This is a genomic window from Haladaptatus sp. T7, from assembly GCF_026008575.1.
Lineage (GTDB): Archaea > Halobacteriota > Halobacteria > Halobacteriales > Haladaptataceae > Haladaptatus > Haladaptatus paucihalophilus.
In genome coordinates, this window is record NZ_BROP01000003.1 from 125768 (window position 1) to 150582 (window position 24815).

22 protein-coding genes are annotated in these 24815 nt (G+C 63.1%); 16 read left to right on the plus strand and 6 right to left on the minus strand.

Annotation, left to right across the window (positions count from 1 at the left end; translation table 11 throughout):
* Positions 1 to 21 precede the first annotated feature (21 nt).
* The 4 genes from OPC11_RS09825 (at position 22) to gltB (ending at position 8311) form a co-directional block, all read left to right on the plus strand.
* Positions 22 to 711, plus strand: coding sequence for a metallophosphoesterase family protein (locus tag OPC11_RS09825; RefSeq protein ID WP_007979396.1), 690 nt, complete (start codon positions 22 to 24; stop codon positions 709 to 711).
* A gap of 54 nt (positions 712 to 765) precedes the next feature.
* Positions 766 to 2889 (plus strand): polyphosphate kinase 1, encoded by a 2124-nt coding sequence (gene ppk1 / locus OPC11_RS09830; RefSeq protein WP_264781764.1) that lies wholly within the window; start codon positions 766 to 768, stop codon positions 2887 to 2889.
* A gap of 235 nt (positions 2890 to 3124) precedes the next feature.
* Positions 3125 to 3625: an Lrp/AsnC family transcriptional regulator gene (locus tag OPC11_RS09835; protein WP_007979400.1), complete on the plus strand. Its 501-nt coding sequence runs from the start codon at positions 3125 to 3127 to the stop codon at positions 3623 to 3625.
* A 198-nt stretch (positions 3626 to 3823) separates the two neighbouring features.
* Positions 3824 to 8311, plus strand: coding sequence for a glutamate synthase large subunit (gene gltB / locus OPC11_RS09840; protein ID WP_264781765.1), 4488 nt, complete (start codon positions 3824 to 3826; stop codon positions 8309 to 8311).
* A 25-nt stretch (positions 8312 to 8336) separates the two neighbouring features.
* Here gltB and OPC11_RS09845 read toward each other — a convergent pair whose 3' ends face one another.
* On the minus strand, positions 8337 to 9071 hold the full coding sequence (locus OPC11_RS09845; RefSeq protein WP_264781766.1) for a GNAT family N-acetyltransferase: 735 nt from the start codon (positions 9069 to 9071) through the stop codon (positions 8337 to 8339).
* 266 nt (positions 9072 to 9337) lie between these two features.
* On the opposite strand from OPC11_RS09845, the gene OPC11_RS09850 reads away from it, so the two are divergent.
* From OPC11_RS09850 to OPC11_RS09865, 4 genes are all read left to right on the plus strand, one after another.
* The gene (locus OPC11_RS09850) at positions 9338 to 10327 is read left to right on the plus strand and encodes an NAD-dependent epimerase/dehydratase family protein (protein WP_264781767.1); all 990 of its coding nucleotides are present in this window, start codon (positions 9338 to 9340) and stop codon (positions 10325 to 10327) included.
* A 566-nt stretch (positions 10328 to 10893) separates the two neighbouring features.
* A complete protein-coding gene (locus OPC11_RS09855) occupies positions 10894 to 11943 on the plus strand; it encodes an NAD(P)-dependent glycerol-1-phosphate dehydrogenase (protein ID WP_007979407.1) in 1050 nt (349 codons plus the stop codon).
* A gap of 240 nt (positions 11944 to 12183) precedes the next feature.
* Positions 12184 to 12834 (plus strand): helix-turn-helix domain-containing protein, encoded by a 651-nt coding sequence (locus OPC11_RS09860; RefSeq protein WP_232423804.1) that lies wholly within the window; start codon positions 12184 to 12186, stop codon positions 12832 to 12834.
* Between the two features lie 289 nt (positions 12835 to 13123).
* Positions 13124 to 13702, plus strand: a complete 579-nt coding sequence (locus OPC11_RS09865) for a response regulator (RefSeq protein WP_264781768.1) — start codon at positions 13124 to 13126, stop codon at positions 13700 to 13702.
* Positions 13703 to 13740: 38 nt separating this feature from the next.
* Here OPC11_RS09865 and OPC11_RS09870 read toward each other — a convergent pair whose 3' ends face one another.
* The 4 genes from OPC11_RS09870 to OPC11_RS09885 all read right to left on the minus strand — a co-directional run bounded on the left by OPC11_RS09870 (position 13741) and on the right by OPC11_RS09885 (position 17345).
* On the minus strand, positions 13741 to 14574 hold the full coding sequence (locus tag OPC11_RS09870; RefSeq protein ID WP_007979414.1) for an ABC transporter permease: 834 nt from the start codon (positions 14572 to 14574) through the stop codon (positions 13741 to 13743).
* Positions 14571 to 15506, minus strand: a complete 936-nt coding sequence (locus tag OPC11_RS09875) for an ABC transporter ATP-binding protein (RefSeq protein ID WP_026177854.1) — start codon at positions 15504 to 15506, stop codon at positions 14571 to 14573. The genes OPC11_RS09870 and OPC11_RS09875 overlap by 4 nt, the downstream gene beginning before the upstream one ends.
* Before the next feature lie 64 nt (positions 15507 to 15570).
* Complete coding sequence (locus tag OPC11_RS09880) at positions 15571 to 16404, minus strand: ABC transporter permease subunit (protein ID WP_007979419.1); 834 nt, start codon at positions 16402 to 16404, stop codon at positions 15571 to 15573.
* Positions 16401 to 17345, minus strand: a complete 945-nt coding sequence (locus OPC11_RS09885; RefSeq protein WP_007979421.1) for an ABC transporter ATP-binding protein — start codon at positions 17343 to 17345, stop codon at positions 16401 to 16403. Before OPC11_RS09885 ends, OPC11_RS09880 begins: the two co-directional genes overlap by 4 nt.
* A 121-nt stretch (positions 17346 to 17466) precedes the next feature.
* Between OPC11_RS09885 and OPC11_RS09890 the strand changes: the two genes are divergently transcribed.
* Positions 17467 to 17970, plus strand: coding sequence for a GNAT family N-acetyltransferase (locus OPC11_RS09890; RefSeq protein WP_264781769.1), 504 nt, complete (start codon positions 17467 to 17469; stop codon positions 17968 to 17970).
* Positions 17971 to 17988: 18 nt separating this feature from the next.
* Here OPC11_RS09890 and OPC11_RS09895 read toward each other — a convergent pair whose 3' ends face one another.
* A complete protein-coding gene (locus tag OPC11_RS09895) occupies positions 17989 to 19794 on the minus strand; it encodes a S9 family peptidase (protein ID WP_264781770.1) in 1806 nt (601 codons plus the stop codon).
* Between the two features lie 178 nt (positions 19795 to 19972).
* Here OPC11_RS09895 and OPC11_RS09900 point away from each other — a divergent pair, with 178 nt between their 5' ends.
* From OPC11_RS09900 to fetB, 7 genes are all read left to right on the plus strand, one after another.
* Positions 19973 to 20305 (plus strand): HalOD1 output domain-containing protein, encoded by a 333-nt coding sequence (locus tag OPC11_RS09900; RefSeq protein WP_007979429.1) that lies wholly within the window; start codon positions 19973 to 19975, stop codon positions 20303 to 20305.
* Positions 20306 to 20309: 4 nt separating this feature from the next.
* Positions 20310 to 20504: a hypothetical protein gene (locus tag OPC11_RS09905; RefSeq protein ID WP_264781771.1), complete on the plus strand. Its 195-nt coding sequence runs from the start codon at positions 20310 to 20312 to the stop codon at positions 20502 to 20504.
* 84 nt (positions 20505 to 20588) lie between these two features.
* Positions 20589 to 21086, plus strand: coding sequence for a hypothetical protein (locus OPC11_RS09910; protein ID WP_007979433.1), 498 nt, complete (start codon positions 20589 to 20591; stop codon positions 21084 to 21086).
* Positions 21087 to 21373: 287 nt separating this feature from the next.
* Positions 21374 to 21973 carry a hypothetical protein gene (locus OPC11_RS09915; RefSeq protein WP_007979435.1) on the plus strand — a complete coding sequence of 200 codons (600 nt, stop codon included), beginning with the start codon at positions 21374 to 21376 and terminating at the stop codon, positions 21971 to 21973.
* Between the two features lie 84 nt (positions 21974 to 22057).
* Positions 22058 to 23131 carry a glycosyltransferase family 4 protein gene (locus OPC11_RS09920; RefSeq protein ID WP_264781772.1) on the plus strand — a complete coding sequence of 358 codons (1074 nt, stop codon included), beginning with the start codon at positions 22058 to 22060 and terminating at the stop codon, positions 23129 to 23131.
* A gap of 202 nt (positions 23132 to 23333) precedes the next feature.
* Positions 23334 to 24005, plus strand: coding sequence for an ATP-binding cassette domain-containing protein (locus OPC11_RS09925; protein ID WP_264781773.1), 672 nt, complete (start codon positions 23334 to 23336; stop codon positions 24003 to 24005).
* Positions 24002 to 24811: an iron export ABC transporter permease subunit FetB gene (gene fetB, locus OPC11_RS09930; RefSeq protein ID WP_264781774.1), complete on the plus strand. Its 810-nt coding sequence runs from the start codon at positions 24002 to 24004 to the stop codon at positions 24809 to 24811. Before OPC11_RS09925 ends, fetB begins: the two co-directional genes overlap by 4 nt.
* Positions 24812 to 24815: the final 4 nt, after the last annotated feature.

Below are 24815 nucleotides of genomic sequence, written 5' to 3' on the forward strand. Positions count from 1 at the left end.
CGAGCGGTCGCTACTACAACAATGGTTTCGAGTCCGACGTTCGACGACGGGGTGCCACACGAACGAATCGACGCCGACGAGTGGGAGGACATCTACGTCGTCGGCGACGTCCACGGCTGTTTGCCGGAACTCGAATCGCTTCTCGACGACCTCGCGCCGTCCGCCGACGACCTCGTGGTGTTCGTCGGCGACCTGATTCGCAAAGGTCCCGACAGCATCGGCGTCGTCGAGTTGGTTCGGGAGAACGACAACTTCCGCTCGGTTCGCGGAAACAACGAGCAGAAACTCCTCGACGGGGACGTCGAACTGGACGAGTTCGGGGAGGCCGAAATCGAGTACGTTCGGAGCCTTCCGGCGGCGATTTCGTGGGCCGACGCGCTCGTCGTTCACGGCGGCGTGGACCCGCGAAAGCCGCTTTCGGAACACTCAATCGACGACCTCGAAACGACGCGCTCGCTGGACCCGGACGGAAGCTACGACCGACCGTTCTGGTTCGAGGAGTACGACGGGCCGCGACGGGTGTTCTTCGGTCACACCGTCCTCGAACGACCGGTCGAACGGGAGTGGGCCGTCGGGTTGGACACGGGGTGTGTCTACGGCGGGACGCTCACGGCCTACGAGTATCGGGCCGACGAGTTCGTCACCCGGCCGTCCCAGCGAACGGACACGAGCAGAAGCGACGACTCCATCGTCACCCCTCGGTCCCACTGAACCCTCGAACCCGCTGAACCATCGGTCCCAGAAAACCCCCCTCCGCGACCAGTCATGCCACAACACGAGTTACCGGACGACGATGACGAGGAAACGACGTCCGAAAACGCGGCCATCGACCTGACGGACTCCGAGTACTACCTGAACCGAGAGTTGAGCCAACTCGAATTTCAAAAGCGGGTGCTCCACGAAGCGATGGACGAGCGCAACCCGCTGCTGGAGCGAGTGAAGTTCCTCGCCATCTTCACGACGAACATGGACGAGTTCTTCCGCAAGCGGGTCGGCGGCCTGAAACAGCAGATGGCGGCCGACGTGACCGAACTGTCGCCCGACGGTCGAACGCCGCGGGAACAGTGGGACGAAATTCTCGACGTGACGCGGGAGATGTTCCGCCAGCAGTCGTCCTGTTATCGGGACGTGATTCACGGCGAACTGGCGGGCGCGGGTATCGAAATCGTGTCGTACGACGACCTGTCGTCCGCGGAGCGAGACGACCTGCGCGAGTATTTCGAGGCGTCCGTCCTTCCCACGCTCACGCCGCTGACGTTCGACCCGGCCCATCCGTTTCCGTTCATCTCGAACCTGAGCCTCTCGTTGGCGGTGCTGACTCGGAAGGACGACGAGTCGGAGACGACCTTTTCGCGCGTGAAGATTCCGAAAAACCGGCCGCGTCTCGTCCGAATAGGCGACGAGACGCGATACGTCCTGCTGGAGGACGTCATCCGGGCCAACCTCGACCTCCTCTTTCCGGGCACGGAGATCATCGACCACTCCACGTTCCGCGTCACCCGAAACGCGGAGGTCGGAAAGGACGAGGAAGTCGCGGAGGACCTCATCGACATGATAGAGTCGGTGCTCCGCGAACGTCGGTTCGCCACCGTCGTCCGCCTCGAAATCGAGGAGGGGATGCCCGACGAGGTTCGGGAGTTGCTGGTCGAACAACTCGGCGTGGACGAACGCGAGGTGTTCTGCCTCCCCGAACCGCTCGACTTCCGGGATTTCATGGACCTGACGGACTGTGACCGATCCGACCTGAAAACCGCTCCGTGGACGCCACAGCCCCATCCCCGTCTCTCCGGCGGGACCCCCGACGAATCCGTGGACGTGTTCGAGGAGATTCGACGCAACGACGTGCTCGTCCATCACCCGTATCACTCCTTCGAGGAGACGGTCCAGAAGTTCCTGCGGCAGGCCGCGACGGACCCCGACGTGCTCGCCATCAAACTCTCCATCTATCGGACCGCGAGCGATTCGAAGGTCGTCGAGAGCCTCATCGAGGCGGCGAAGAACGGAAAACAGGTCGCGGTGATGGTCGAACTCAAGGCGCGGTTCGACGAGGAGAACAACATGGAGTGGGGCAAGAAGTTGGAGGAGGAAGGCATCCACGTCGCGTACGGGACCATCGGCTACAAGACCCACAGCAAGACCGCGCTCGTCGTCCGCGAGGAGGAAGACGGCGTGCAATTGTACTCCCACATCGCCACCGGAAACTACCACTCGGAGACGGCGAAGACGTACACCGACCTCGGACTGCTGACCGCGGACCGCGAAATCGGGCAGGACCTGAGCGACCTGTTCAACTACTTCACCGGCCACACCCGCCACGAGAAGTACCGAAAACTGCTCATCGCGCCGGGGAACATGCGCGAGCGGTTCACCGAGATGATACGCACCGAGGCGGGGTTGGCGCGCGAGGGGAAGGAGGGACGCATCGTCGCCAAGATGAACTCGCTCGAAGACCCGGCTATCGTCGAAGAACTCTACCGAGCGGCGATGGACGGCGTCGATATCGACCTCATCGTTCGGGACATCTGTCGGCTTCGTCCCGGCATCGAAGGGGTGAGCGAAACGGTGGACGTCTACAGCGTCGTCGGACGGTTCCTCGAACATTCCAGAATCTTCTACTTCGGCAACGACGGCGACCCGCGGTACTTCATCGGGTCCGCCGATTGGATGACGAGGAACCTCGACAAACGCGTGGAAACCATCACACCGGTGACGAACCCGGCGCTTCGGGAGGAACTGTCGATGATTCTCGAAACGATGCTGGCCGACAATCGGAACTGCTGGGTGATGGAGTCGGATGGCAGCTATCGCCAACGGCGACCCGGCGACGAACCGGCGGTGGCTACACAGGACGTACTCATGCGGCGCGCGGGTCGGATGAGCGACACCTGAAGAAATCAGAGCGGCCAGAAGTGATGGGTTGAAAACAATAACGGTTCCAAAACAATCGAGGTCGGAAGATCACGAAATGAATGCGAATTGCGGTTGTTGAATGTCTCACATTCGGAAACTAAGCGAGGTTTGACAGTATACCACAGTATCACGTGTTGTAATCCGTAGGCACACCATTTATCCAAATCACGAATCGTTAGCAAAGTTTTAGAAACTCGACTACAATCGATTATGTATGGCCGAAGTCAATTTAGACAAAAAGGACTTCAAAATCCTACGCTGGCTCGACAGGGAGGGGGATATCGACGTCGACGAAGTGAGCGACGAACTCGGTATCAGTACCTCGACAGTGTACTATCGGTTGGACAAGTATCGAAAACAGGGAATTCTCTCGGGGACGGTTTCAAAAATCGACGCGCACGAACTCGGCCTCGAACTGACCGCTATCACCGAAATCCGAAGCACCTACGGACCGGGATACGACGAAATCGGCGATGAACTGACGGAGATTTCGGGCGTTCAGACGGTGTACTTCATGCTCGGCGACAAGTCGTTCACGATAATCGCCCATCTCCGCGACCACGACCACTTACAGGAGTACATCGACGACATCATCCACACCGACGGTGTGGAACACTCCTCGACGCAGGTCGTTCTCCAAACGTTCAAGGACGAGTCCAGACTACTGGTCAACTACGACGACGAGGACCTGGAAGCGCTCATCGAAAGCGAGTAGGGGCAGTTTTCGATAGTTGCGGAGGAAAGGAGAAACGGACGATAATCTCGTCCGAATTGGTACTCATTTACTACAACCATAGTTATTTCTCTCCCATTATCGTGTAAACGCCCAATATATAAGGAACACATATTGACAATAGCACACCCTTTTCCCTTCAGGAGAAACCTCTTATGCCAGTTTGTCATGCGCTCGCACATGACCAACTCTCTCGTCGACCCGACCGACCAGCGGTCGAACTGCGGTGTCGGTGTCGTAATGGACCTCGACGCCGACGCCGACCACGAAATCGTCGCCGACGGCCTGTCGCTCCTCGCCAATCTCGAACACCGCGGCACGACCGGCGCGGAATCGAACACCGGAGACGGGGCGGGTATCCTCGTCCAGCGTCCGGACTCGTTTTTCGCCGCGGAACTCGATTCCGACCTCCCCGAGACGTACGCCGTCGGGCAGTTGTTCCTCCCGCGCGATGCAGACGTTCGCGCCGAACTGGAGACGACTGTCGAGGAGGTTCTCGGTGCGGAAGGCGTCCCCGTCTTCGACTGGCGGACGGTCCCGACCGAGAACGACGACCTCGGCGAGACGGCGCTCGAATCGGAACCCGTCATCGCCCAGTGTTTCGTCCGCCCCGAGGAAGGAATGTCCGTCGAAGAGTTCGACGAGACGCTCTACGTCGCCCGACGCGCGCTGGAGCGGCGAGTCGAAGCGCGCGACGACGCCGACCGATTCTACGTCTGCTCGCTGGACCGCAAGACGCTCGTCTACAAGGGACTTCTCAAGGGCGATCAACTCACGGGATACTTCCCGGACCTCCGCGACGAACGCTTCGAATCCTCGGTCGCCATGGTTCACGCACGGTTCTCGACGAACACGCTCGGCGCGTGGCACCTCGCACACCCCTACCGGCGCGTGGTCCACAACGGCGAAATCAACACGATTCAGGGGAACGGCAACTGGATGGCCGCCCGCGAAACCGACCTCGAAAGCGAGCGCCTTGGCGACGACATCGACCGCATCACGCCCGTGACGACGCTCGACCAGAGCGACACGGCCGTCGTCGATAACGTCCTCGAACTGCTCATGCAGGACGGCCGCGAGTTGCCCCACGCGCTTCGCATGCTCCTCCCCGAGGCGTGGCGCGACCGGACCGACGGCGACCGCCGCGCGTGGTACGACTTCCACGCCTCTCTGGTCGAACCGTGGGACGGCCCGGCGCTCGTCGCCGCGACGGACGGCGACCGCGTGGGCGCGGTGCTCGACCGCAACGGATTGCGCCCCTGCCGGTACGACGTGACGGCGGACAACCGACTCGTGATGGCGAGCGAAACCGGTGCCCTCGACCTCGAACCGAACGAGGTGGTCGAGCGGGGACGCCTCAAGCCGGGACAGCTGTTCCTCGCCGACCCCGAACAGGGCGGCATCGTCTCGGACGAGGCCGTGTTCGACGACCTGACCGACGAGAAGTACGCGGAGTGGGTCGAAAACGAGCAGGTCCGACTGGCCGAGCGGCTGGAATCGAACTCGTTCCGCGACGCGGGTGATTCCGACGACACCGCCGAGTCCCCCGCCCCGCTCCGTGCCGGACAGGCCGCCTGGGGCTACACCCACGACGAACTGAGCGAACTCCTCGAACCGATGGCCAGCGCGGGCAAGGACCCCGTCGGCTCGATGGGCGACGACACGCCGCTGTCGGTACTCTCCGACTTCGACCGTCCGCTCTTTTCCTACTTCAAGCAGCTGTTCGCGCAGGTGACGAATCCGCCAATCGACTACATCCGCGAAGAACTGGTGACGAGCCTCGAAACCCGTCTCGGCCGCCAGCGCAACCTCCTCGGCGAGTCGCCCGCCCACGCGCGGCAACTCGTGCTGGAGTCGCCCGTGTTGACCGACGAGGCGCTATCGGGGGTGCTCGAAACCGACTTCCCGACCGAAGTCATCGACATCACCTTCGACCCGGACACGGACCTCGAAGCGGCGGTCGAACGGGTCCGCGACGACGCCCGCACCGCCGTCGAGGACGGTGCCGAAATCGTCGTCCTCTCGGACAGAGGGATGGGCGAGGACCGAATCCCGATTCCCTCCCTGCTCGCCACGGGCGCGGTTCACCACCACCTCGTGCGCGAAGGACTGCGGACCAGAACCGGCCTCGTCGTGGAGTCCGGCGACCCGCGAACCGTCCACCACCTCGCCACGCTGGTCGGCTACGGCGCGGGGGCGGTCAACCCATACCTCGCCTACCGGACCATCGAGGATTTGGTGGCCGGACCGGACGGCGCGGACGAGGAGGAGGCAATCGGCAAGTACGTCTCGGCGCTGGAGAACGGGCTGCTGAAGACGATGGCGAAGATGGGCATCTCGACCGTCGAGAGCTACCGCGGTGCCCAGATATTCGAGGCGGTCGGGCTGGACGGCGAGTTCGTCGACGAATACTTCACCGGCACCGAGAACCGCACCGAAGGCATCGGTATCGACGAAATCGAGGACGACGTGCGCGAGCGCCACGAAACCGCGTTCGGCGACGACCCGAACATCGACCGACGGGGCGAGTACGAACACCGCTCGAACGGCATCCACCACCAGTGGAATCCGAAAACCGTCGGCGCGCTCCAGCGCGCGGTTCGCGGGAACGACGGCGAGGAGTACGAGGCGTTCGCCGAGGAGATAAACGACCAGCAGGAGACGCTGCAGACGCTCCGCGGCCTGCTCGACTTCGACACCGACGCCTGCGAGTCGGTCCCCCTCGATGAAGTCGAACCCGTCGAGGACATCGTGACCCGGTTCTCCACGGCGGCGATGAGCCTCGGGTCGCTCTCGCCGGAGATGCACGAGAACAACGCCATCGCCATGAACCGCATCGGCGGCAAGTCGAACACCGGGGAGGGCGGCGAACCCCCCGAGCGCTTCGACACCGAACGAGAGTGTTCGGTGAAACAGGTGGCGAGCGGGCGGTTCGGCGTCACGAGCCGCTACCTCCAGTCGGCCGACGAGGTGCAGATCAAGATGGCCCAAGGGTCGAAGCCCGGCGAGGGCGGCCATCTGCCCGGCAAGAAGGTGAACGAGATGATAGCGCACGTCCGCCACGCGACGCCGGGCGTCGGCCTCATCTCGCCGCCGCCGCAACACGACATCTACAGCATCGAGGACCTGAAACAGCTCATCTACGACCTGAAGGCGGGAAGCGACGGGTCGGAGGTCAACGTGAAACTCGTCTCGGAGGCGGGCGTCGGCACCGTCGCGGCCGGCGTCGCCAAGGCCAAAGCCGACGTCGTACACATCTCCGGGCACTCGGGCGGCACGGGCGCGAGTCCACGCACGTCCATCAAGAACGCGGGCCTGCCGTGGGAACTCGGCCTCGCCGAGGCCAACCAGATGCTCCACCAAACCGGACTTCGCTCGCGCATCCGCGTCAGCGTGGACGGCGGCCTGAAGACCGGCCGCGACGTCGCCGTCGCGGCCCTGCTCGGCGCGGAGGAGTACTCGTTCGGGACGGCGAGTCTGGTCACGAGCGGCTGCGTGATGGCGCGCAACTGCCACGCCAACACCTGCCCGGTCGGCATCGCCACCCAGCGGGAGGAGCTTCGGGAGCGGTTCCCCGGCGAACCGGAGCACGTCATCAACTACATGGCGTTCATCGCGGAGGAGCTTCGGGAGATAATGGCCGAACTCGGCTTCCGCACCGTCGAGGAGATGGTCGGCCACGTCGAACTGCTCCGGCAGCGCGACACCGACCATCCGAAGGCGCGTCGCCTCGACCTTTCGAGCGTGCTCGCCGACCCCGCGAACGGTGGCAGCCGAACCAAGACGCGGGAACAGGACCACGAGTTGGACGACCACCTCGACCACGACCTCCTCGACGCCGCGCGCGGCGCGCTGGACGGCGAGGAACCGGTCGAAATCGAGCGTTCGATAACGAACCAGGACCGCGCCGTCGGCGCGATGCTCTCGGGTCGCATCTCCGCGCTTCACGGTGAATCGGGACTGCCGGACGGGTCCATCACCTGCCGGTTAGACGGTGCCGCCGGACAGAGTTTCGGCGCGTTCTGCCAGTCCGGCGTGGACCTGTTCCTGACCGGTGCGGCGAACGACTACGTAGGAAAGGGTCTCTCGGGCGGTCGGGTCGTAGTCGAAACCCCTGCCGACGCTGGCTACGATTCGAACGACGTCATCGTCGGCAACGTCGCCCTGTACGGCGCGACGGGTGGCGAACTGTACGTCAACGGCGTCGCGGGCGAGCGGTTCGCGGTTCGCAACAGCGGCGCAAAAACGGTCGTCGAGGGCGTCGGCGACCACGGCTGTGAGTACATGACCGGCGGCGTCGCGGTCATCCTCGGCGAAATCGGCGAGAACTTCGCGGCCGGGATGACGGGCGGCGTGGCCTACGTGTTGGGCGACGGCGACGAACTCCGCGAGCGCGTCAACGGCGAGAGCGTCTCGCTCTCGTCCGACTTGGACGCCCGCGACGAGGCGGTAGTACGGCGGTTGGTCGAAAACCACGCCGCCGCGACGGGCAGCGAAACGGCGCTGTCGGTGCTGGACGACTGGGAATCGGTCTCCTTCGTGAAGGTCATGCCCGATGCCTACCAGCAGGCCATCGAAGAGGGCAAAGAAGACGTTCGAACGTCGCCCCCCAGTCCGGTTTCGGCGGCCCGACAGTCGTCCGGCTTTCGAGTGCCGTCGGACGACTGACCCCGAAAAAAGCGGTCGCTGATCTTCAGAGGTACGCCGAGTCCCACCGCGCCGCCTTCCGCTTGTTGCCACACACGTTGCACTCGATGCGCTCCATGCTGTCCATCGCGTTGTCGAGCGTCTCGCAGTTCGAGCAGAAGTAGCCGTAACGGTCCTCACCCGCCTTGTCGTTGAACACGGCGAAGAACGGCGCTTTCGACCCCCGACTGGTTTCCGAGCGGTTGATGTATCTGGTTTCTCCGTCGAACTCGCGGGCTTCCAGTATCGGCTCGTCGCTCTCCGAGTAGATGTTCTCGGTGTACGTTTCGTCGCCGATTTCGGCCGTCCGCTCGCCAACCTTGGTGAACCCGTGGTCTCGGTAGAACTGGTTTCCCTCCTCGTTTCCGGCGAGGACGAGTCCGGAGAGGGTTTCGACCTCTTTGTCTTCGAGTTTCTCCTTCGTCTGCCCGAGGAGCGTCGTTCCGACACCCTCACCCCGGTAGTCGGGGTGGACGTGCAACCAGAGGATGTTCCCCTCGGGGACGTCGGGGAGCACCTCGCTCTGCGTGAATCCCGCCACGTCTCCCCCGTCGAGTGCGACGAGGTACAGCGTCCCCCGGCTTTGGAACTCGTTCTCCAAGTTCTCCTCGGAGTACCACTCCTCGATGGCGTGTTCGATTATCTCCTCGTCCAAGAAGTGTGCGTATGAAGCCGCAAGCGACTCCGCGGCGACGTCTTGGATTCCAGCGATGTCCTCGGTTCGCGCTTCGCGTACTTGCATACTTGGCATACTCCGGGATGAACAATAAACATTCTACCGGCCGCAGCTTCCTACTTGTCACCTCAGTTGCAGTCATTACGTCCGATTTTTGCGTATCGTCGCGCTCTATCCTCCCGTTCGGACGTTTTTAACGGGGTCGTTCCCGACCAACCGTCCAGTTTTTCGCCTCACAGCCCACCATCACGGAAATCGTGCGACGAGTTACGCGCCGCTCGTACTTCTCCGCCTTCGGTAGCGTTTTCCGCCCGCCACGCAATCGACCCGACATGAACACGGCACTCGTCATCGGCGGGACGCGATTCATCGGCCGCCACCTCGTGACCGACCTGCTCGACAACGGCTACGACGTGACCATCTTCAACCGCGGGAACCACGACAACCCGTTCGCCGACGCGGACGGCGTGAGCCACTTCGAGGGCGACCGAACGGACGACGGTGCGCTCGAAGCGGCGCGCGACGAGGTGGACCCGAACATCGTCATCGACTGCGTGGCCTACAAACCCCGCGAGGTCCAGGCGGCCACCGAAATCTTCGCCGACGTGGACGGCTACGTCTACATCTCCAGCGGAAGCGCTTACGGCAACGAAGTGATTCCCAAGCGGGAGAACGACACCGAACTCTGTGCCTGCACGGACGAACAGGCCACCGACGACTCCCACGACTCCTACGGCCCGCGAAAGGCGGAGGGCGACCGCGCCATCTTCGAGGCCGCGGAACGGGGCGTCAACGCCATGAGCGTCCGGCCGTGCATCGTCTACGGACCCTACGACTACACCGAGCGACTGGACTTCTGGATAGACCGCGTGAACGAACACGACCGCCTCGTCGTCCCCGGCGACGGCCAGAACGTCTGGCACCGCGCCTACGCCGAGGACGTGGCGAGCGCGCTCCGCATCGTCGCCGAGGAGGGCGACCCCGGCGAGGCCTACAACGTCGGCGACGAGCGGTTGGTCACGATGGACGAGATGCTGTCGCTCATCGCGGACGCCCTCGACACCGACGTCGAACTCGTCCACGCCAGCGACCGCGAACTCTCGACGGCCGACCTCTCCACCGACGACTACATCCTCTACCGCGACTACCCGCACGTCCTCGACACGAACAAACTCGCCGCGCTCGGCTGGGAGTCCACGCCGCTCGACGTGGCGATGGAACGAACCGTCGAGGAACACCTCGAAAGCGACCGCGACGGCAGCGAGTACGACCCCGGCCGCGAGAACGAAGAACGCGTGCTCGGCGTGCTCGACACCATCTGAGACGTATTCGGCGGTTACGGTGAACAATCAGCGACTGATTTCGTTTCATCTCGTTCGTGCACTCCGACTTCTCAATCTGGCGCGCGCTGGCGAGGCGACGAGGACAGCGAGGTTTCGAAGGAACCTCGAAAGCGAGCGGCACCGCCGCGAGCCATCGTCCGAGTCGTCTCGATAAAGCGTGCGAGGGATGAGCGAAGCGAATCGGCTGGGGAGGGTGTGGCTGATGCGGTTTGCGGTGCGGTTTCAATGACGTCTGTATTTGCAGTCACGGAAGAAGTAACAACAACTCGTGCCGAGCGGATTCGTGCCGAGCGGACGGGTGCTTTCGAGGTAGTCTTCTCGGTAGTTGCAGTCGAAGTAGCTGCAATGTGTTCTCGTAGGGGGAGGGGGCTTTCCGTGACTTCATAGTCGTAGCCGAAGAGTTAGAATGAACATCACGAAACGACCGGACGAGAACGGTCGAAGTCGTCGCATGCCCAGCAAAATCGAATCCACCTCGTAACCAAAGTCCCCAAAGTCGTCGGAGGAGGGGAAACTGTTTGACTGCGTAGGAGAGACAGACCACTATGTTCGAGAAATCTTCGTGGATTCGCCTGCCGCGGAACGTCGTGGTGGGCCATGGCGTTCTCTCGGAGACGACGGCGGCCATCGACGAACTGCACTTGCACGGGACACCGCTGCTCGTGACGAGTCCGACGCCGAACGAGGTGGCGGGACAGCGCGTCGCGGACCAGTTCGAGGACGCGGGATGGGGCGTCGAAACCGTCGTCATCGAGGAGGCGAGTTTCGAGTCCGTCCAGCGGGTCATCGACGTGGCGAACGAAGTGAATCCGGGCTATCTCGTGGGCGTGGGCGGCGGAAAGGCCATCGACATCGCCAAGATGGCGAGCGACGAAATCGGGCGGGGCTTCGTCTCGGTTCCGACGGCCGCGAGCCACGACGGCATCGTCAGCGGGCGGGGATCGGTCCCGGAGGAGGACACGCGCCACAGCGTGGCCGCCGAACCGCCGCTGGCGGTCGTGGCGGACACGGAGATCATCGCCGACGCGCCGTGGGAACTCACGACCGCGGGGTGTGCCGACATCATCAGCAACTACACGGCGGTCGAGGACTGGCGGCTGGCACAGCGGCTCCAGAACGTGGAGTTCCACGAGTACGCCGCGACGCTGGCGGAGATGACGGCCGAGATGCTGGTGGACAACGCCGACACCATTCGGCCCGGACTGGAGGAGTCCTCGTGGGTCGTGGTGAAGGCGCTGGTCTCCTCGGGCGTGGCGATGAGCATCGCCGACTCCTCGCGTCCGGCCAGCGGAGCGGAACACCTGTTCTCGCACCAACTCGACCGCATCGCGCCGGGGGCGGCGCTGCACGGCCATCAGGTCGGCGTCGGGTCCATAATCACGGAGTACCTCCACGGCGGCGACTGGCGCGGTATCCGCGACGCCCTCGCGACCATCGGCGCGCCGACGACGGCCGACGAACTCGGCATCGACGCGGAGACGGTGGTCGAAGCGCTCACGACGGCCCACGAGATACGCGACCGATACACCATCCTCGGAAACGGGATGAGTCGGGCCGCCGCGTACGAGGCGGCGGAGACGACGAAAGTTATCTGAATAGTTCGAAGTGGATTCCGAACGGATGGGGCATCAATTTCCGAACCGTTTGCGGGCATCACAGAATCGATACGAGTGGGAGCCTGACGAGATATGTCGGGAATATTGGTAGCGTTTCGAGAACGTATCGGCCGCGTTTTTGTAACCGTCACCGATTACGTGGTACCCGTTTTGATCGGAGTTGGCAACAACATTGATTACCTTCGCGTAACTGATTTCGCGTGGTGGTATCGAAAACAGATGAGTTCCATCGTTGAGATTTCGATATCCGCCGACGAGTTTGCACTCGGCCGCGCGTTGCAGGCGGCACCGGAGGTGCAAATCGAACTCGAACGCGTCGTCCCGGTTGGGATGTCTAGATTTCCCTTCTTCTGGGCACGCGGTGGCGATACCTGTCGGTTCGAAGCGGCGGCACGCGCCGAACCGGCGGTCAACGCGCTCACGAGGATCGACACGCTGACTGATAATACGTTGTTCCACGCACAGTGGAACGACGATATCACGAACCTCGTCCACGGAGTCGAAGAAGCCAACGCGACTATCGTGGAAGCGAGTGGGACGGCGGACGACTGGACGTTTCATCTCCGATTCCCGGCACAAGAAGGGATGTCCTCGTTCCAGACGTTCTGTCAACACGAAGGAATTCCGATAGAGGTCGAACGAGTGTACTCCATGCAGGAACGAGCGGTTCACAACTCCGCGGGTGTCACGCCCGCACAGCGGGAAACGCTCATCACTGCCTACGAGGGAGGATACTTCGAACAACCGCGTGGAATCACGCGTGAAGAGTTAGCCGACGAACTGGGTATCTCTCCACAGGCCGTCGGTGGTCGTCTTCGACGCGGATATGCGAATCTCATCGCCGGACTACTCCGTCCGATGAATGGATAGACGTTGAATCAGCAATGCACTTAAGTGTGTTTCGTGGGAAACATGTGGCCTCAACTACTTCGCGCCACATCGTTTCCATGTGATTGGACGTTCGGAAATAAGGCCGACGATGCGAGACGAAATCGTTCGGTCAGCGGTTACCGAGTGTTGTACTGATACGACGCTCACGACCCGACCCACGGGTGCCGACGGTGGCTGTGTGGGAAACCGGTCGGAGCGATGAAGCCCGGAAACCGACGTCGCCCACCCTACGTTGGAATCAGCCCGTCCAGCGACCCGGAGACTACGAATGAGTGAGTACCAAATACTCGTCGTCGATGACGAACAGCCGATTGCCGACCTGTTTACCCGCTGGCTCGAAGACGAGTACGACGTTCGAACCGCCTACAGTGGCGCGGAAGCGATAGCGATGCTCGACGATTCGCCCGATATCGTCCTCCTCGATAGGGACATGCCCGAGACGAGCGGCGACGACGTTTTAGAGGCGATTCGAGCCAGGAACATCGACTGTCGAGTCGGAATGGTGACGGCGGTCGAGCCGGATTTCGACGTACTCGAGCTGGGATACGACGCCTACGTCGTCAAGCCGATTACCGAACCGGACGAGCTGTACGACGTCGTAGAGAGCCTCCGCCGCCGGGCGACGTACTCGACTGACGTTCAACAGCTCCTCGTGCTGTCGTCGAAGCGTGCGACCCTCGAAGCGCGAATCGCCGAGACCGAACTGGCCCGACACGAGGAGTACCAGACGCTCGTATCGGAGATACGGCGCTTGAAACGGTCGCTTTCGACGACGCTCGACGGGATGGACGACGCGGAGTTGGACAAGGAACTGACCGACAGCAGAGTCGCTCCCGAACAGACGTAAGAGACGCAAGGCGCGAAAAAATCGATTCTGATGCGGGTTTAGCTGATGTCCGCCCGTTCGAACTGCCAGTAGCCGAGCGCGACGGGAACGACCAACCAGAACGCGAGCAACGCGAGCGCGAACCAACCTTCGAGGTAGAAGGGGACGGTCCCGTTGACGAGTTGTGCGTACGGACTCGCACCGTTCGGGTTGGACAGGAAGTTCGCCGCGACGCTGTAGGCGTTCGTTGGGTTGATGATTTGCAGGAGGAAGTACCACGGCGGGAGTCCGTCCGCCACGTTCGGCATTCCGCCCTCGATCAAATAGTAGACGCCGAACGGAACGATGTCCCAGATGAGTTCGAAGAGGAAGAACAGGCCGATAGCGCCCGCCATCGCGCGCGAGCGGGTGGACGCCATCGCGGAGAAGCCGATAGCGATTCCCACGAACACCATTCCGAAGATGAACGTCGTGACTCCCTGCACGAGGAAGTCCGACACGGGGAACGAGCCGTACTGAACCGCGAGGACGATTGCCCCGGCGATGAACGCGATGACGGTCGCGACCCCGACGACGAGGGAGCGGCCGACGAGTTTGCCGAGCAGCACGTCTCGACGGGTGTGCGGCAGGCCGAGCAACAGCTTGATGCTTCCCGATTCGCGCTCACCGGCGATGGCGAGGTACGCGACGACGAGCGCCGCAAGGGGAACGAGGAGCGTCGCGGGGGAACTGAGGAAACCGATGGCCTGTTTCGCGGTGAAGTCGTCGGTCAACGAGCCGACGGCGAACATCGTCCCCGCGGTTGCGAGCACGAACAGCACCGTGATACCCCACAGCATCTTCGAGCGCGCGGCGTCCTCGAAATCCTTGCGCGCGACGACGGCCCAGCTCATGCTTGGGCCTCCGATTCGATCCGCTGACCTTGAGAACCGGTCGTGTAGGCCTCGAAGAGGTCTTCGAGCGAGGACTCCTTCGTCCTGATGTCGGCGACGGTCGCGCCCGCCTGCTCGACGGCGTTGATGACCTTCGCCTTGGAACTCGCGTCGGAGTACGTGACGTGAATTTCGTTTCCGTCGATGGACATGTCCGAGACGCCCTCGACGCTCGTCAATTCGACGTTCGGGACGGTATCGACCGTCAGCACCATCGTGGCACCGGTTCCGACCGCATCCCGAAGGCCGTCGATGGTATCGACGGTGACGAGTTGGCCCTTGTTCATGATGGCCACGCGGTCACAGACCGCCTCGACCTGACTGAGGATGTGGCTGGAGAAGAACACGGCCGTACCGCGGTCGGCCTCCCGCTGGATGATTTGGCGCATCTCGCGGACACCGTGCGGGTCGAGCCCGCTGGACGGTTCGTCGAGTATCAGGAGGTCGGGGTCGCCGACCAGCGCCATGCCGAGGACGAGGCGCTGGCGCATCCCTTTCGAGTAGCCGCCCGCCGAGCGCGACGCGTCGTCCGCCGAGAGGCCGACGCGTTCGAGGATTTCGTCCGCGTCCTCGTTCGTGCCCTTGGAGTCGATGGCGAACTGGATGTGCTTTCGCCCCGAGAGCCGACCGTAGAGGTCGGTCGCGTCGGGGAGAATACCGATCCGCTCGTGGATCGCCTGCGTCTCGTTCTGTGCGTCGTAGCCGAGGACCGTCGCCGTCCCGTCGGTCGGGCGGATGTAGTCCATCAGCATGTTGATGGTGGTCGATTTCCCGCATCCGTTGGGACCGAGGAAGCCGAAAACTTCTCCCTCGTTCACTTGGAGGTTGAGATCACGGACCGCGACCACGTCACCGAACCGCTTGGTGAGACCAGTCGTTTGTATGGCGGCCATAACGCCCATATATTCCTTAGGGTAGTTAAAAGTATGCTGCCACGATATGTCATGCCATAATAGGTCAACCGAGGTCTGCGCGCTCGAACCGCCAGTAGCCGAGGACGAGCGGGACGACGAGCCACGCGGCGAGGATGACCAGCATGAACCACTTCTCCAGGAAGAACGGCACCGTCGCGTTCTGGCCGATGACGCGGAAGTAGTAGAGTTGCTGGTCGGTGAACACGAGGTCCGCGGCGCGTTGGAACGCGTACGGCGGGCTGACGAGGTAGACGAACTCGTAAATCTGTGCTGAGAGGTGCACGCCGAGCGTGTCGTCGGCGATGAACCGAAGCGCCCGCGACGGCGAAATCGCCGGGACCGTCCAGAGGACGTTGAACACGAAGAAGACGCCGACCGAACTGGCCATCGCCCGCGACCGTGACGCGCACGCCGCCGAGAGGCCGACCGCGATGGCGATGTACGTCACGGCGAAGAAGAGGAACAGGAGGAAAAACTGCGCGAGAATCGCGATATCGACCGATGCGAGGAGAATCGACCCTTCGACGGCCGCGATGACGAACGCTAACGCGAGACCGACGGCGACGACGGCCGACCGACCGACGAACTTCCCGATAACGAGGTCGAGGCGCGTGTTCGGGAGACCGAGGAGGAACTTGATGCTCCCGGACTCGCGTTCGCCCGCGATGGCGAGATAGGCGATGATAAGCGCACTGATGGGGATGATGAAGATGCCGACGAGCGCGAGGAGTCGAAGCACGTTCGTCATGCTGACGTCAGAGGGTGCAACGTACACCGTGAGGGCGAGCAGCGCGACGTACAGGCCGATGAGCGCCCACAGCCCCTTCGAGCGCCGGGAGTCGATGAAATCCTTTCTCGCCACCGACACCCAACTCATGCGGTGACCTCCATACGAGCATCGGGTTCGTCCTCGGGTTCGTCGCCCGTCGTGTAGGTGGTAAACAGCTCTTCGAGCGAGGCTTCCTCGGATTTGATGTCGGTGACGGTCGTCGCGGCGTCCACGCGCTTGACGACCTGCGGTTTCGTCACGGGGTCGGAAAACGACACGCGGAGCATGGATTCCTCGACGGACACCTCGGACACGCCGTCGATGGCGGTTAGGTCGAGGCCCGTCGGCACGCGCTCGACGGAGAGGAGGAGTTGCGAGCGGGAACCGGTCAGCTCCCGAAGTCGCTCGACGGTGTTCTGTGCGACGAGTTCGCCGTCGTTCATGATTCCAACGCGGTCACAGACCGCATCGACCTCGGAGAGGATGTGGCTGGAGAAGAACACGGCCGTGCCGCGGTCGGCCTCCTCGCGGAGGAGTTCGCGCATCTCCGCGATGCCGTGGGGGTCCAGTCCCGAGGAGGGTTCGTCGAGTATCAGGAGGTCGGGGTCGCCGACCAGCGCGGCGGCCAACGCGAGGCGCTGTGTCATCCCTTTCGAGTAACCGCCCACCTTCCGGTCGGCGTCCTCCTGTGACAGCCCAACGCGGTCGATGAGCACCGCGGGGTCGTTGGTCGCGTCCTTCGCGTCGATGGCGAATTCGAGGTGTTCGCGCGCCGTCAGTCGGTCGTAGAGCCGATACCCGTCGGGGAGGATGCCGATTCGGTCGCGGATGGTTCGGGATTCGTCCTGTGCGTCGTAGCCGAGGACCGTCGCCGTTCCGTCGCTGGGGCGCATGAAATCCAACAGCATGTTGATGGTGGTGGATTTCCCCGCCCCGTTGGGACCGAGGAAGCCGAATATTTCGCCCTCCTCGACCGTCAAGTCGAGGTTTCGAACCGCGACGACATCGCCGAATCGCTTGGTGAGGGACTTCGTTTCGATGGCGGCCATGGCGGGACTTTCGATGCCGTGCACAAAAGTTTTCTCCTGATTGACAGCTACCAACGTGTTCAATGGTATCACGCGACAGTGGCGCGAAAGGACTTTGCATCGCGGCGTTCGTCACTCTCGAATGACATCGCCCGCAATCCGTCCAGCGCGACCCGCCGACGCCGCCGGTATTCGGCGCGTCGCCCGCGAATCGTGGCACGCTGCCTACGACGACATCATCGGCGCGGAGACCGTGGACGACACCATCGACCGCTGGTACGACCCCGACCGACTCCGGGAGAGCGCGCGACGACCGAGCCACGAGTTCTTCGTCGCCGAACGCGACCGACTCGTCGGGTTCGTCCACGTCGCGCCCGACGCCGAGGAGGAGGAAGAGAAGAGTATCTTCGAACTCGTGCGCATCTACGTCGTTTCGGACGAGTGGGGGGCGGGGCTGGGAACCCGCTTGCTCGTCCGCACCGAACGGCGGTTGGAAGACCGGAACGCCGACCGACTTCGATTGACCGTCCTCGCCGACAACGAGGTCGGCGTGGGATTCTACGAGTCCCGCGGCTTCGAGCGCATCGAGGAGCGAGAAGACGCGGCGCTCGGCGTGGCGGAGTTCGTGTACGAAAAGGAGTTGTGACCGGCTATCCGACCGCGCTTAGACGTACTGCTCCAAGAACTCGGCCGTCTTCGTGTACGCCTCGATGCGGTTCTCCAGTTTCGAGAAGCCGTGGCCCTCGTCGGGGAAGACGAGTTTTTCGACCGGGACGCCCTGTTCGGCGGCTTCCTCGGCTATCTGCTCGGCCTCGCCCACGGGGACGCGCGGGTCGTTCTCCCCGTGGAGGACGAGCAGCGGCGCTTCGATTTCGTGGATGTTGTTGATGGGACTGATGGACTCCAAGAACTCGCGGTCGTCTTCGAGCGAACCGTACTCGGCCTCGCGGAGTTCGCGCCGCCAGTCGCCCGTGTTTTCGAGGAACGTGACGAAGTTGGCGATGCCCACGACGTCCACCCCGGCGGCCCACAGGTCGGGGTACTCCGTCAGCGCCGCGAGGACCATGAACCCGCCGTAGGAGCCGCCCATGGCGACGATTCGGTCGGGGTCCACGGCGCGCTGGTCGTGTAACCACTCGACACCGGCCTCGACGTCGGCGACCGAATCCATCCGCTTTTCCACGTCGTCCAGATGGGTGTACGCCGTGCCGTAGCCCGACGAACCGCGGACGTTCGGCTCGAAGTAGGCGTACCCGCGGTTCAGGAAGTACTGTTTGACCGGGTTGAACGACGGACGACGCTGGCTCTCCGGGCCGCCGTGGATGTCCACGATGACGGGCGTTTCGCCCGCGCTCGCGTCCTCGGGCACGGAGAAGAACGCGGGAATCGAACGGCCGTCGAAGCTCTCGAAGTGGACGAGTTTCGGGCGGACGAACGAGTCGGTCGGAAGCCCCGCCGTCGATGCGTCTGTCCAGCGCTCCGCCTCGCCCGTTTTCGTCTCGACGACGTAGACGTTGGTCGCGCTCGCGCTGCCGGTGACTGAGATGGCGAATCGCTCCGCGTCGGGGCCGAAACTGACGCCCCCCGCGATACCGTGCGGCAGGTTGGGCGTCGGGAACTCGCGGATGGTCGTCTCGCCGGTCAACTCGCCGACGGTGAGTTCCGTGTACCCGTCCTCGTTGCGCGAGTAGACGAGCCGACCGGTGTCCTCGTCCAGCGCACAGCCGTCAACGTTCCAGCTCCCGCCCTCCTCGACGAGTTCGATATCGTAGGTGTCGAGGTCGAGGCGGGCGAGATACATCGTGTCCGCCCCCTCGTCGGTGACGAGGTAGAGCGCGTCGCCGTCCGGCCCCCAGTTGATGCCCTGATACCGGACGTTCCCCTCGTGCGGCGTGACGTGTTCGATGTCGCCGGATTCGATGTCGAGGACGTACAGGTCCCGGTCGAACGAGGAGTGGGATTCGACCACGACGAGGCGGTCGTCGTCGGGACCCCATCCGGCGAGCGAGAGCCACCCGTCGCCCTCGTACACCATCTCGGCATCGTCCCCGGTCCCGGTGCGGTCCTGCACGTACACGTCGAAGACGGCGTTGTCACGCCGGTTCGACGCGAACGCGAACTGCGACCCGTCGGAGTTCCAGCCGCCCCATCTGTGTTTCGCGTCGGGCATCGCCGTAAGGGGGGTGATGGTTTCGCCGTCGCCGTCGAGGCGGAACAGTTGCTGGCGTTCGTTCCCGCCCTCGTCCATCCCGAAGGCGAGTTCGTCGCGCTCGGGTGACCACGAGACGAACGTCACCCGCTCGTCGTAGAACGTCGATTGCTGGGGCCACGCGCGGGGACCGTCCAACTGCCACACCTGCGGGACGCCGGTCGTGTTCAACAGGAAGCTCAGACGCTCCCCCGTCGGGTCGAACGACGCGCCGTACGCGCTTCGAACGTTCAGATAGCGTTCGAAATCGTAGGATGTCATCGTCGGTGGGTTTTCCCGCTGACGGGATAGAGCTTTGGTCGTCGATAACACCCGACGTTAGTGAACGATATATAATGAAAAGATAAAATACATCTCATCGTACTTAAAGAACGGAGATACAAAGGCACAGACTTTGGACGACCGATAGCTTGATTTGTAGTACGTTTCGTGATATAGTATGGATACGACATCTCAAAATTCTCATAGTGACTCCGATTTGATACGGGAATTCTCATTCGATAACACTGAAACCGATAGTGTCGTCGTTGCTGTCAGCGCAGCCGTTTCGGAGGTTACTGGGACGCCGATGGAGGAGATGCCGCCACTCCAAGAGACGCTCGACTGCGATGCGCTCGAATCCCTCTTTAGCTCGTTCGATATAGACGATATCGGGGAGATAGGACAGGTCCAGTTCCCGTTTCACGGGTGCACGGTGCGGATCGATACGACCGGAACGATCCAAGTGTTCGACGGTAATCGACGATTTACCGCCGACGGCACCGGGTGCTAACACCGTGGAGGGTGAACCGGAACTGCTCTCGGTGGACGAGTTCGAGGACGAACTCGGAAAACTGCTCGAAACGAGCGCGCGGAACGGAATCGATTTCGACCGGTCGTGGACGTTCCGCCTTTCGAACGATGAGCTTCCCGACATAATGGTCGAAATCACGAGTCTACAGAAGCCTACCTCCGATTCTGAAGAACGGTAATGGCGGCGTTCGAGGGGTAAAGTTGTCGTTTCCATAGAGTAGCCGGTATATAACAAAAACCCCTGCGTGAGAGGCGCGGATGCCATGCAAACCGAGAAACGACGCGTCCTCGCGGTCGCTATCGCCTGCCTGTGTATCGTCGGAAGCGGTGGCGTCGTCGCCACGACGCACGGACACCCAACCGACGGCCACCGGACGGGGACGATGACACACGAGCAACGAGCGAAAACGACGACGCACGACGGAGTGGGGACACACGACGAGCGGTCGGGAACGGAGACGTCGAACGAGACGGTTCAGGTCGAGTTCGTCAACAACTCGACGGTCGTGATTCACGGCGCGGCCGAGCGCGTCGGCATCGGAACGACGTGGTACGCGCCGGACGGCGTTGCGACGTCCTACTTCGAGTACGGCCCGCTGAACGGGACCACGCGCATCGCCGTGCCGGTGCAGGGCAGCGGAACCACGATAACCTACGTCACGGTGTACGACGACGAACGCGCGACGCCGATGCTGACGAAGCAACGCCCGACCGCGGCGAACATGACGACGGAACCCTGCCGCGGCGAATCGGCCGCGTGAGTGCGTCGATGTCGTAACGACGACCCGACGAAAAGCCTCGATTCGCCGCGCGGCCGCCGTGCGGGAATGGTCGGATTTGTTCGCGCCAACGAGCGAGTAACAGCCGATTGAGTCGCTGGCAGCGCGGAAACCGCATCGTTCGGCGTCCGGCCGTCGGTGGTGGGTTCGGCCGCACGTTTGTCAGTCGATAAACTGTTTACGAAATCGGGACATCGAGCGATACGGGGTAAACGGAGTCGCTGATTTATGCGGTATCTCGGCGTCTACGCACCGACAGGGTGGGAGGAATGAATACGACACAGACACGGGAGCGCACTGACCGGGCACGGTCGCGGGCGTTCTCAGAACAGGAGGTGTACGACGCGGTGAAGAACCTACGCAGGCGCTACGTTCTCTACTCGCTCAACCGGCAGCGCGGTTCCGTCGAGTTGGGAGAACTCGCCGAACAGATAGCGGCGTGGGAGAACAATATTTCTCGGGAGGAGGTGTCTCCGGAACAGCGAAAATCGGTGTACAGCGCGCTGTATCAGACCCATCTTCCGAAGTTGGAGAACATCGGTATCGTCAGCTACGACCGGGATTCGAAGCAGGTGTCGTTTACCGACGGCGCACGGGATTTCGAGTTGTATCTCGCGACGGACTCCCAGACGACGGTTCCGTGGCACAAACTGTACGTCGCGCTCTCGGCGGTCGGCGCGCTGTTGCTCGGGCTCGGATGGTTCGAACTCGTCCCCGCTTCGGGGTTCCAACTCGCGACGTTCGTCCTCGTCGCGTTCGGCATGACAGCCACGGCGCACTTCTACGACCGTCACTGTTGGCAGCAGCGGTTTCAGGGCGCGACCCCGGACCTCGCCGTGGAGTTCGGCGACGACGGCCGGTTCTTGTGAATCCTCGGCGACCGTTCAGGGGATTTTCACTATCGGCGCGCAGATGAAAGAAGACTTTTACTTTCTCGTTTCGTGGCGAGGAGTATGCGCGTCGCGTTCGTCGCAGAAGTGACGGCTCAACACGATGACACGGGGAGAACCCGCCGACTTAGACGTCTCGCAGAACTGCTCGCGAATCGCGGCCACGACGTCACGGTTTTCTGTGCCCAGTGGTGGGACGGCGACCACGAAACGTTCGAACAGGACGGGGTGGTGTATCACGCGGTGACGACCGACCCGCCGGGCCAGAGTCCGTCGCGGCGCTTCGCGCTCTCGCTCCCCGGCGCGCTCCGCCGTTCGAAACCCGACGTAATCCACGCGGCCGCGGTTCCGAAGCACGTCCTCGCGGCGAAGACGGCGAGTAAACTCGCGCGCGCACCGCTCGTCGTGGACTGGTACGAGTCGCCGTCCGAAATCGAGAGCACCTCGAAGTCGCTCCGGATGGCGGCGCGGGCACCGGACGAAGTTATCACGCCGTCCGAGACGATACGGACCCGCGTCCGGGAGTTGGGCGCGGACGGCGGCGACGTGCGGGTGATTCCGAACAGCATCGACATGGACGCCATCCGGGACGCGCAGGTCATCGACGGTGCCAACATCGTCTATTCGCGCCGCCTCGACGAGGACGCTAACGTCGAGAGTCTCTTTCTGGCACTGGCGGAACTCCGCGATAAGGGCTGGCACGCCGTCATCATCGGCGACGGCCCCGAACGCGAGGGGTACGAGCGACAGGCCTCGGACCTCCGTATCGACGACCGCGTGGAGTTCACGGGGGCACAGCCGGTCGAGAAACGGATTCCGGTGTTTCGCGGCGCGCACGTCTACGTCCAGACCGCGCGGCGCGAGGCGTTCCCGACGGACCTGTTGCGCGCGCTGGCGTGTGGCTGTGCGGGCGTCGTCGAGTATCACGTCGAATCGAGCGCCCACGAACTAGTCGAGCAGGAAGAACGCACCTTCCGAACGACGAGCGAGCAGGAACTCACCGACGCGCTTCGGTCGGCCGCCGACCTCCCGCGGATGACTGAAAACGAGGAGTTCGAGCGCTACGACCACGACCCCGTGCTGGAACGGTACCTCGACTGCTACCGCGACGTGCAGGATTCGTTCGGATTCTTTTGAGAGCAATCGCGGTCATTCGCATCCCGAGAGGCCGTCGATACGGGCGATGGACACCGCGCTCCGTCGATGACGGTCTACAGAGTGAACGAAACCCGTACTACCGACTACTGTTGGAGTCGGAGCGGTGACGATGGGTATATCGGGCATCGATACCCTCCGGAGGAGAATTCAAACCGACGCCACCCGTACCGGCGGACAACGCATGGCGACCAAACTCGAAACCGAACGACTCACGCGAGTCGTCGGCGGGGACCGAATCGTCGATGGCGTTTCCATCTCGGTGTCCGAGGGGGACGTACTCGCGGTGCTCGGTCCATCCGGGTCGGGCAAGTCTTCGCTCCTTCGGCTCCTCAACCGGCTCGACGAACCGACCGACGGAACCGTGTTTCTCGACGGGACGGATTACCGCGACCTTCCGCCCCGGGAAGTCCGTCGCCGAATCGGCATCGTCCCCCAGTCGCCCGCGCTCCGGGACGGGACGGTCTTCGAGAACGTGACCATCGGCCCGCGGCTTCGCGGTAAGACGGTCGCGGACGGAACCGTCGAAGAATTGCTGGGACGGATGAACCTCGACGGCTACGCCGACCGGGACGTCGCGGACCTGTCGGGCGGCGAGGCACAGCGCGTCGCCATCGCCCGGACGCTCGTCACCGAACCCGAGGTGCTCCTGCTCGACGAACCGACGTCGAGCCTCGATTCGTCGTCCGAGGAACGGGTCGAAGCGCTCCTCGAAGGACTCGTCCGCGAAACCGACCTGACGACGGTCCTCGTCACCCACGACGAGTCGCAAGCGCGTCGGCTGGCGGACAGCGTGGCGCTGCTCGAAGACGGACGGCTCGAATCGGTCGGACCGGTGTCGGAGGTGATGGCGTGAGCTTTTTCGACCAGTTCGGAAACCCGGACGTGCTCCGGGGACTCGGACAGGTCGCCGTCGCGTCGGCGTTGGCGCTGGTCGTCCTCGTCGTCTCGGCGGTCCGAAACCTCGACCTCGAAACGGAACTCGGGGAGTCGTTCGTCCGCGGGTTCGTGCAGGTGATAGCGATGGGGTCGGTCATCGGCGTGCTCTTCTCGGTGAGCCTCGCGTGGAGCGGGCTGGTGCTCGTGGCGATGATGGGAATCGCCGCGTGGATTTCGAAGGACCGCGGCGAGGACGTTCCCGGCGTCTTCCGGGTCTCGCTCGTCGGCATCGCGTTCGGGTCGGGACTCGTCATCGTCACGATGGTCGCCGCGGGCGCGATAGAGGCGACCGTTCGGAACCTGATTCCGGTCGGCGGGATGGTCATCGCGAACGCCATGAAAACCAACTCGCTCGCGCTGGACCGGTTCAAGGGGGAGATAGAATCGAACCGCGCGGAAATCGAGGCCGTCCTCGCGCTGGGCGTCGCCCCGGAGACCGTCGTCTCCGAGTACGTGACGACGAGCGTGCGGGCGTCGTTGATTCCGATGGTGGAGTCGCTGAAGAGCCTCGGACTCGTCTACATCCCCGGCATGATGTCCGGGATGATTCTGGCGGGCGCGAACCCCATCTACGCCGCCGAGTACCAGTTCGTCATCATGGCGATGCTGTTCGCCGCCGGGGGACTGACGAGCATGGCGAGCACCCTGCTCGTCGGTCGCTACGCGTTCACCGAGGCCGAGCAGTTGAAACCGTTCGACGGGGGAGAGGCGAGCGCGGGATAGCGGC

Bases quoted from the DNA above. Each gene is read 5' to 3' on its own strand.
- ppk1 (WP_264781764.1), top strand. From the start codon at position 766: ATGCCACAACACGAGTTACCGGACGACGATGACGAGGAAACGACGTCC.
- OPC11_RS09870 (WP_007979414.1), bottom strand. From the start codon at position 14,574: ATGAGCTGGGCCGTCGTCGCGCGCAAGGATTTCGAGGACGCCGCGCGC.
- OPC11_RS09925 (WP_264781773.1), top strand. From the start codon at position 23,334: ATGGCGACCAAACTCGAAACCGAACGACTCACGCGAGTCGTCGGCGGG.
- OPC11_RS09900 (WP_007979429.1), top strand. From the start codon at position 19,973: ATGGATACGACATCTCAAAATTCTCATAGTGACTCCGATTTGATACGG.
- OPC11_RS09890 (WP_264781769.1), top strand. From the start codon at position 17,467: ATGACATCGCCCGCAATCCGTCCAGCGCGACCCGCCGACGCCGCCGGT.
- OPC11_RS09835 (WP_007979400.1), top strand. From the start codon at position 3,125: ATGGCCGAAGTCAATTTAGACAAAAAGGACTTCAAAATCCTACGCTGG.
- OPC11_RS09860 (WP_232423804.1), top strand. From the start codon at position 12,184: ATGAGTTCCATCGTTGAGATTTCGATATCCGCCGACGAGTTTGCACTC.
- OPC11_RS09845 (WP_264781766.1), bottom strand. From the start codon at position 9,071: ATGCAAGTACGCGAAGCGCGAACCGAGGACATCGCTGGAATCCAAGAC.
- OPC11_RS09910 (WP_007979433.1), top strand. From the start codon at position 20,589: ATGCAAACCGAGAAACGACGCGTCCTCGCGGTCGCTATCGCCTGCCTG.
- OPC11_RS09865 (WP_264781768.1), top strand. From the start codon at position 13,124: ATGAGTGAGTACCAAATACTCGTCGTCGATGACGAACAGCCGATTGCC.
- OPC11_RS09855 (WP_007979407.1), top strand. From the start codon at position 10,894: ATGTTCGAGAAATCTTCGTGGATTCGCCTGCCGCGGAACGTCGTGGTG.
- OPC11_RS09875 (WP_026177854.1), bottom strand. From the start codon at position 15,506: ATGGCCGCCATACAAACGACTGGTCTCACCAAGCGGTTCGGTGACGTG.
- OPC11_RS09880 (WP_007979419.1), bottom strand. From the start codon at position 16,404: ATGAGTTGGGTGTCGGTGGCGAGAAAGGATTTCATCGACTCCCGGCGC.
- gltB (WP_264781765.1), top strand. From the start codon at position 3,824: ATGACCAACTCTCTCGTCGACCCGACCGACCAGCGGTCGAACTGCGGT.
- OPC11_RS09850 (WP_264781767.1), top strand. From the start codon at position 9,338: ATGAACACGGCACTCGTCATCGGCGGGACGCGATTCATCGGCCGCCAC.
- OPC11_RS09885 (WP_007979421.1), bottom strand. From the start codon at position 17,345: ATGGCCGCCATCGAAACGAAGTCCCTCACCAAGCGATTCGGCGATGTC.
- OPC11_RS09920 (WP_264781772.1), top strand. From the start codon at position 22,058: ATGCGCGTCGCGTTCGTCGCAGAAGTGACGGCTCAACACGATGACACG.
- OPC11_RS09895 (WP_264781770.1), bottom strand. From the start codon at position 19,794: ATGACATCCTACGATTTCGAACGCTATCTGAACGTTCGAAGCGCGTAC.
- OPC11_RS09915 (WP_007979435.1), top strand. From the start codon at position 21,374: ATGAATACGACACAGACACGGGAGCGCACTGACCGGGCACGGTCGCGG.
- OPC11_RS09825 (WP_007979396.1), top strand. From the start codon at position 22: ATGGTTTCGAGTCCGACGTTCGACGACGGGGTGCCACACGAACGAATC.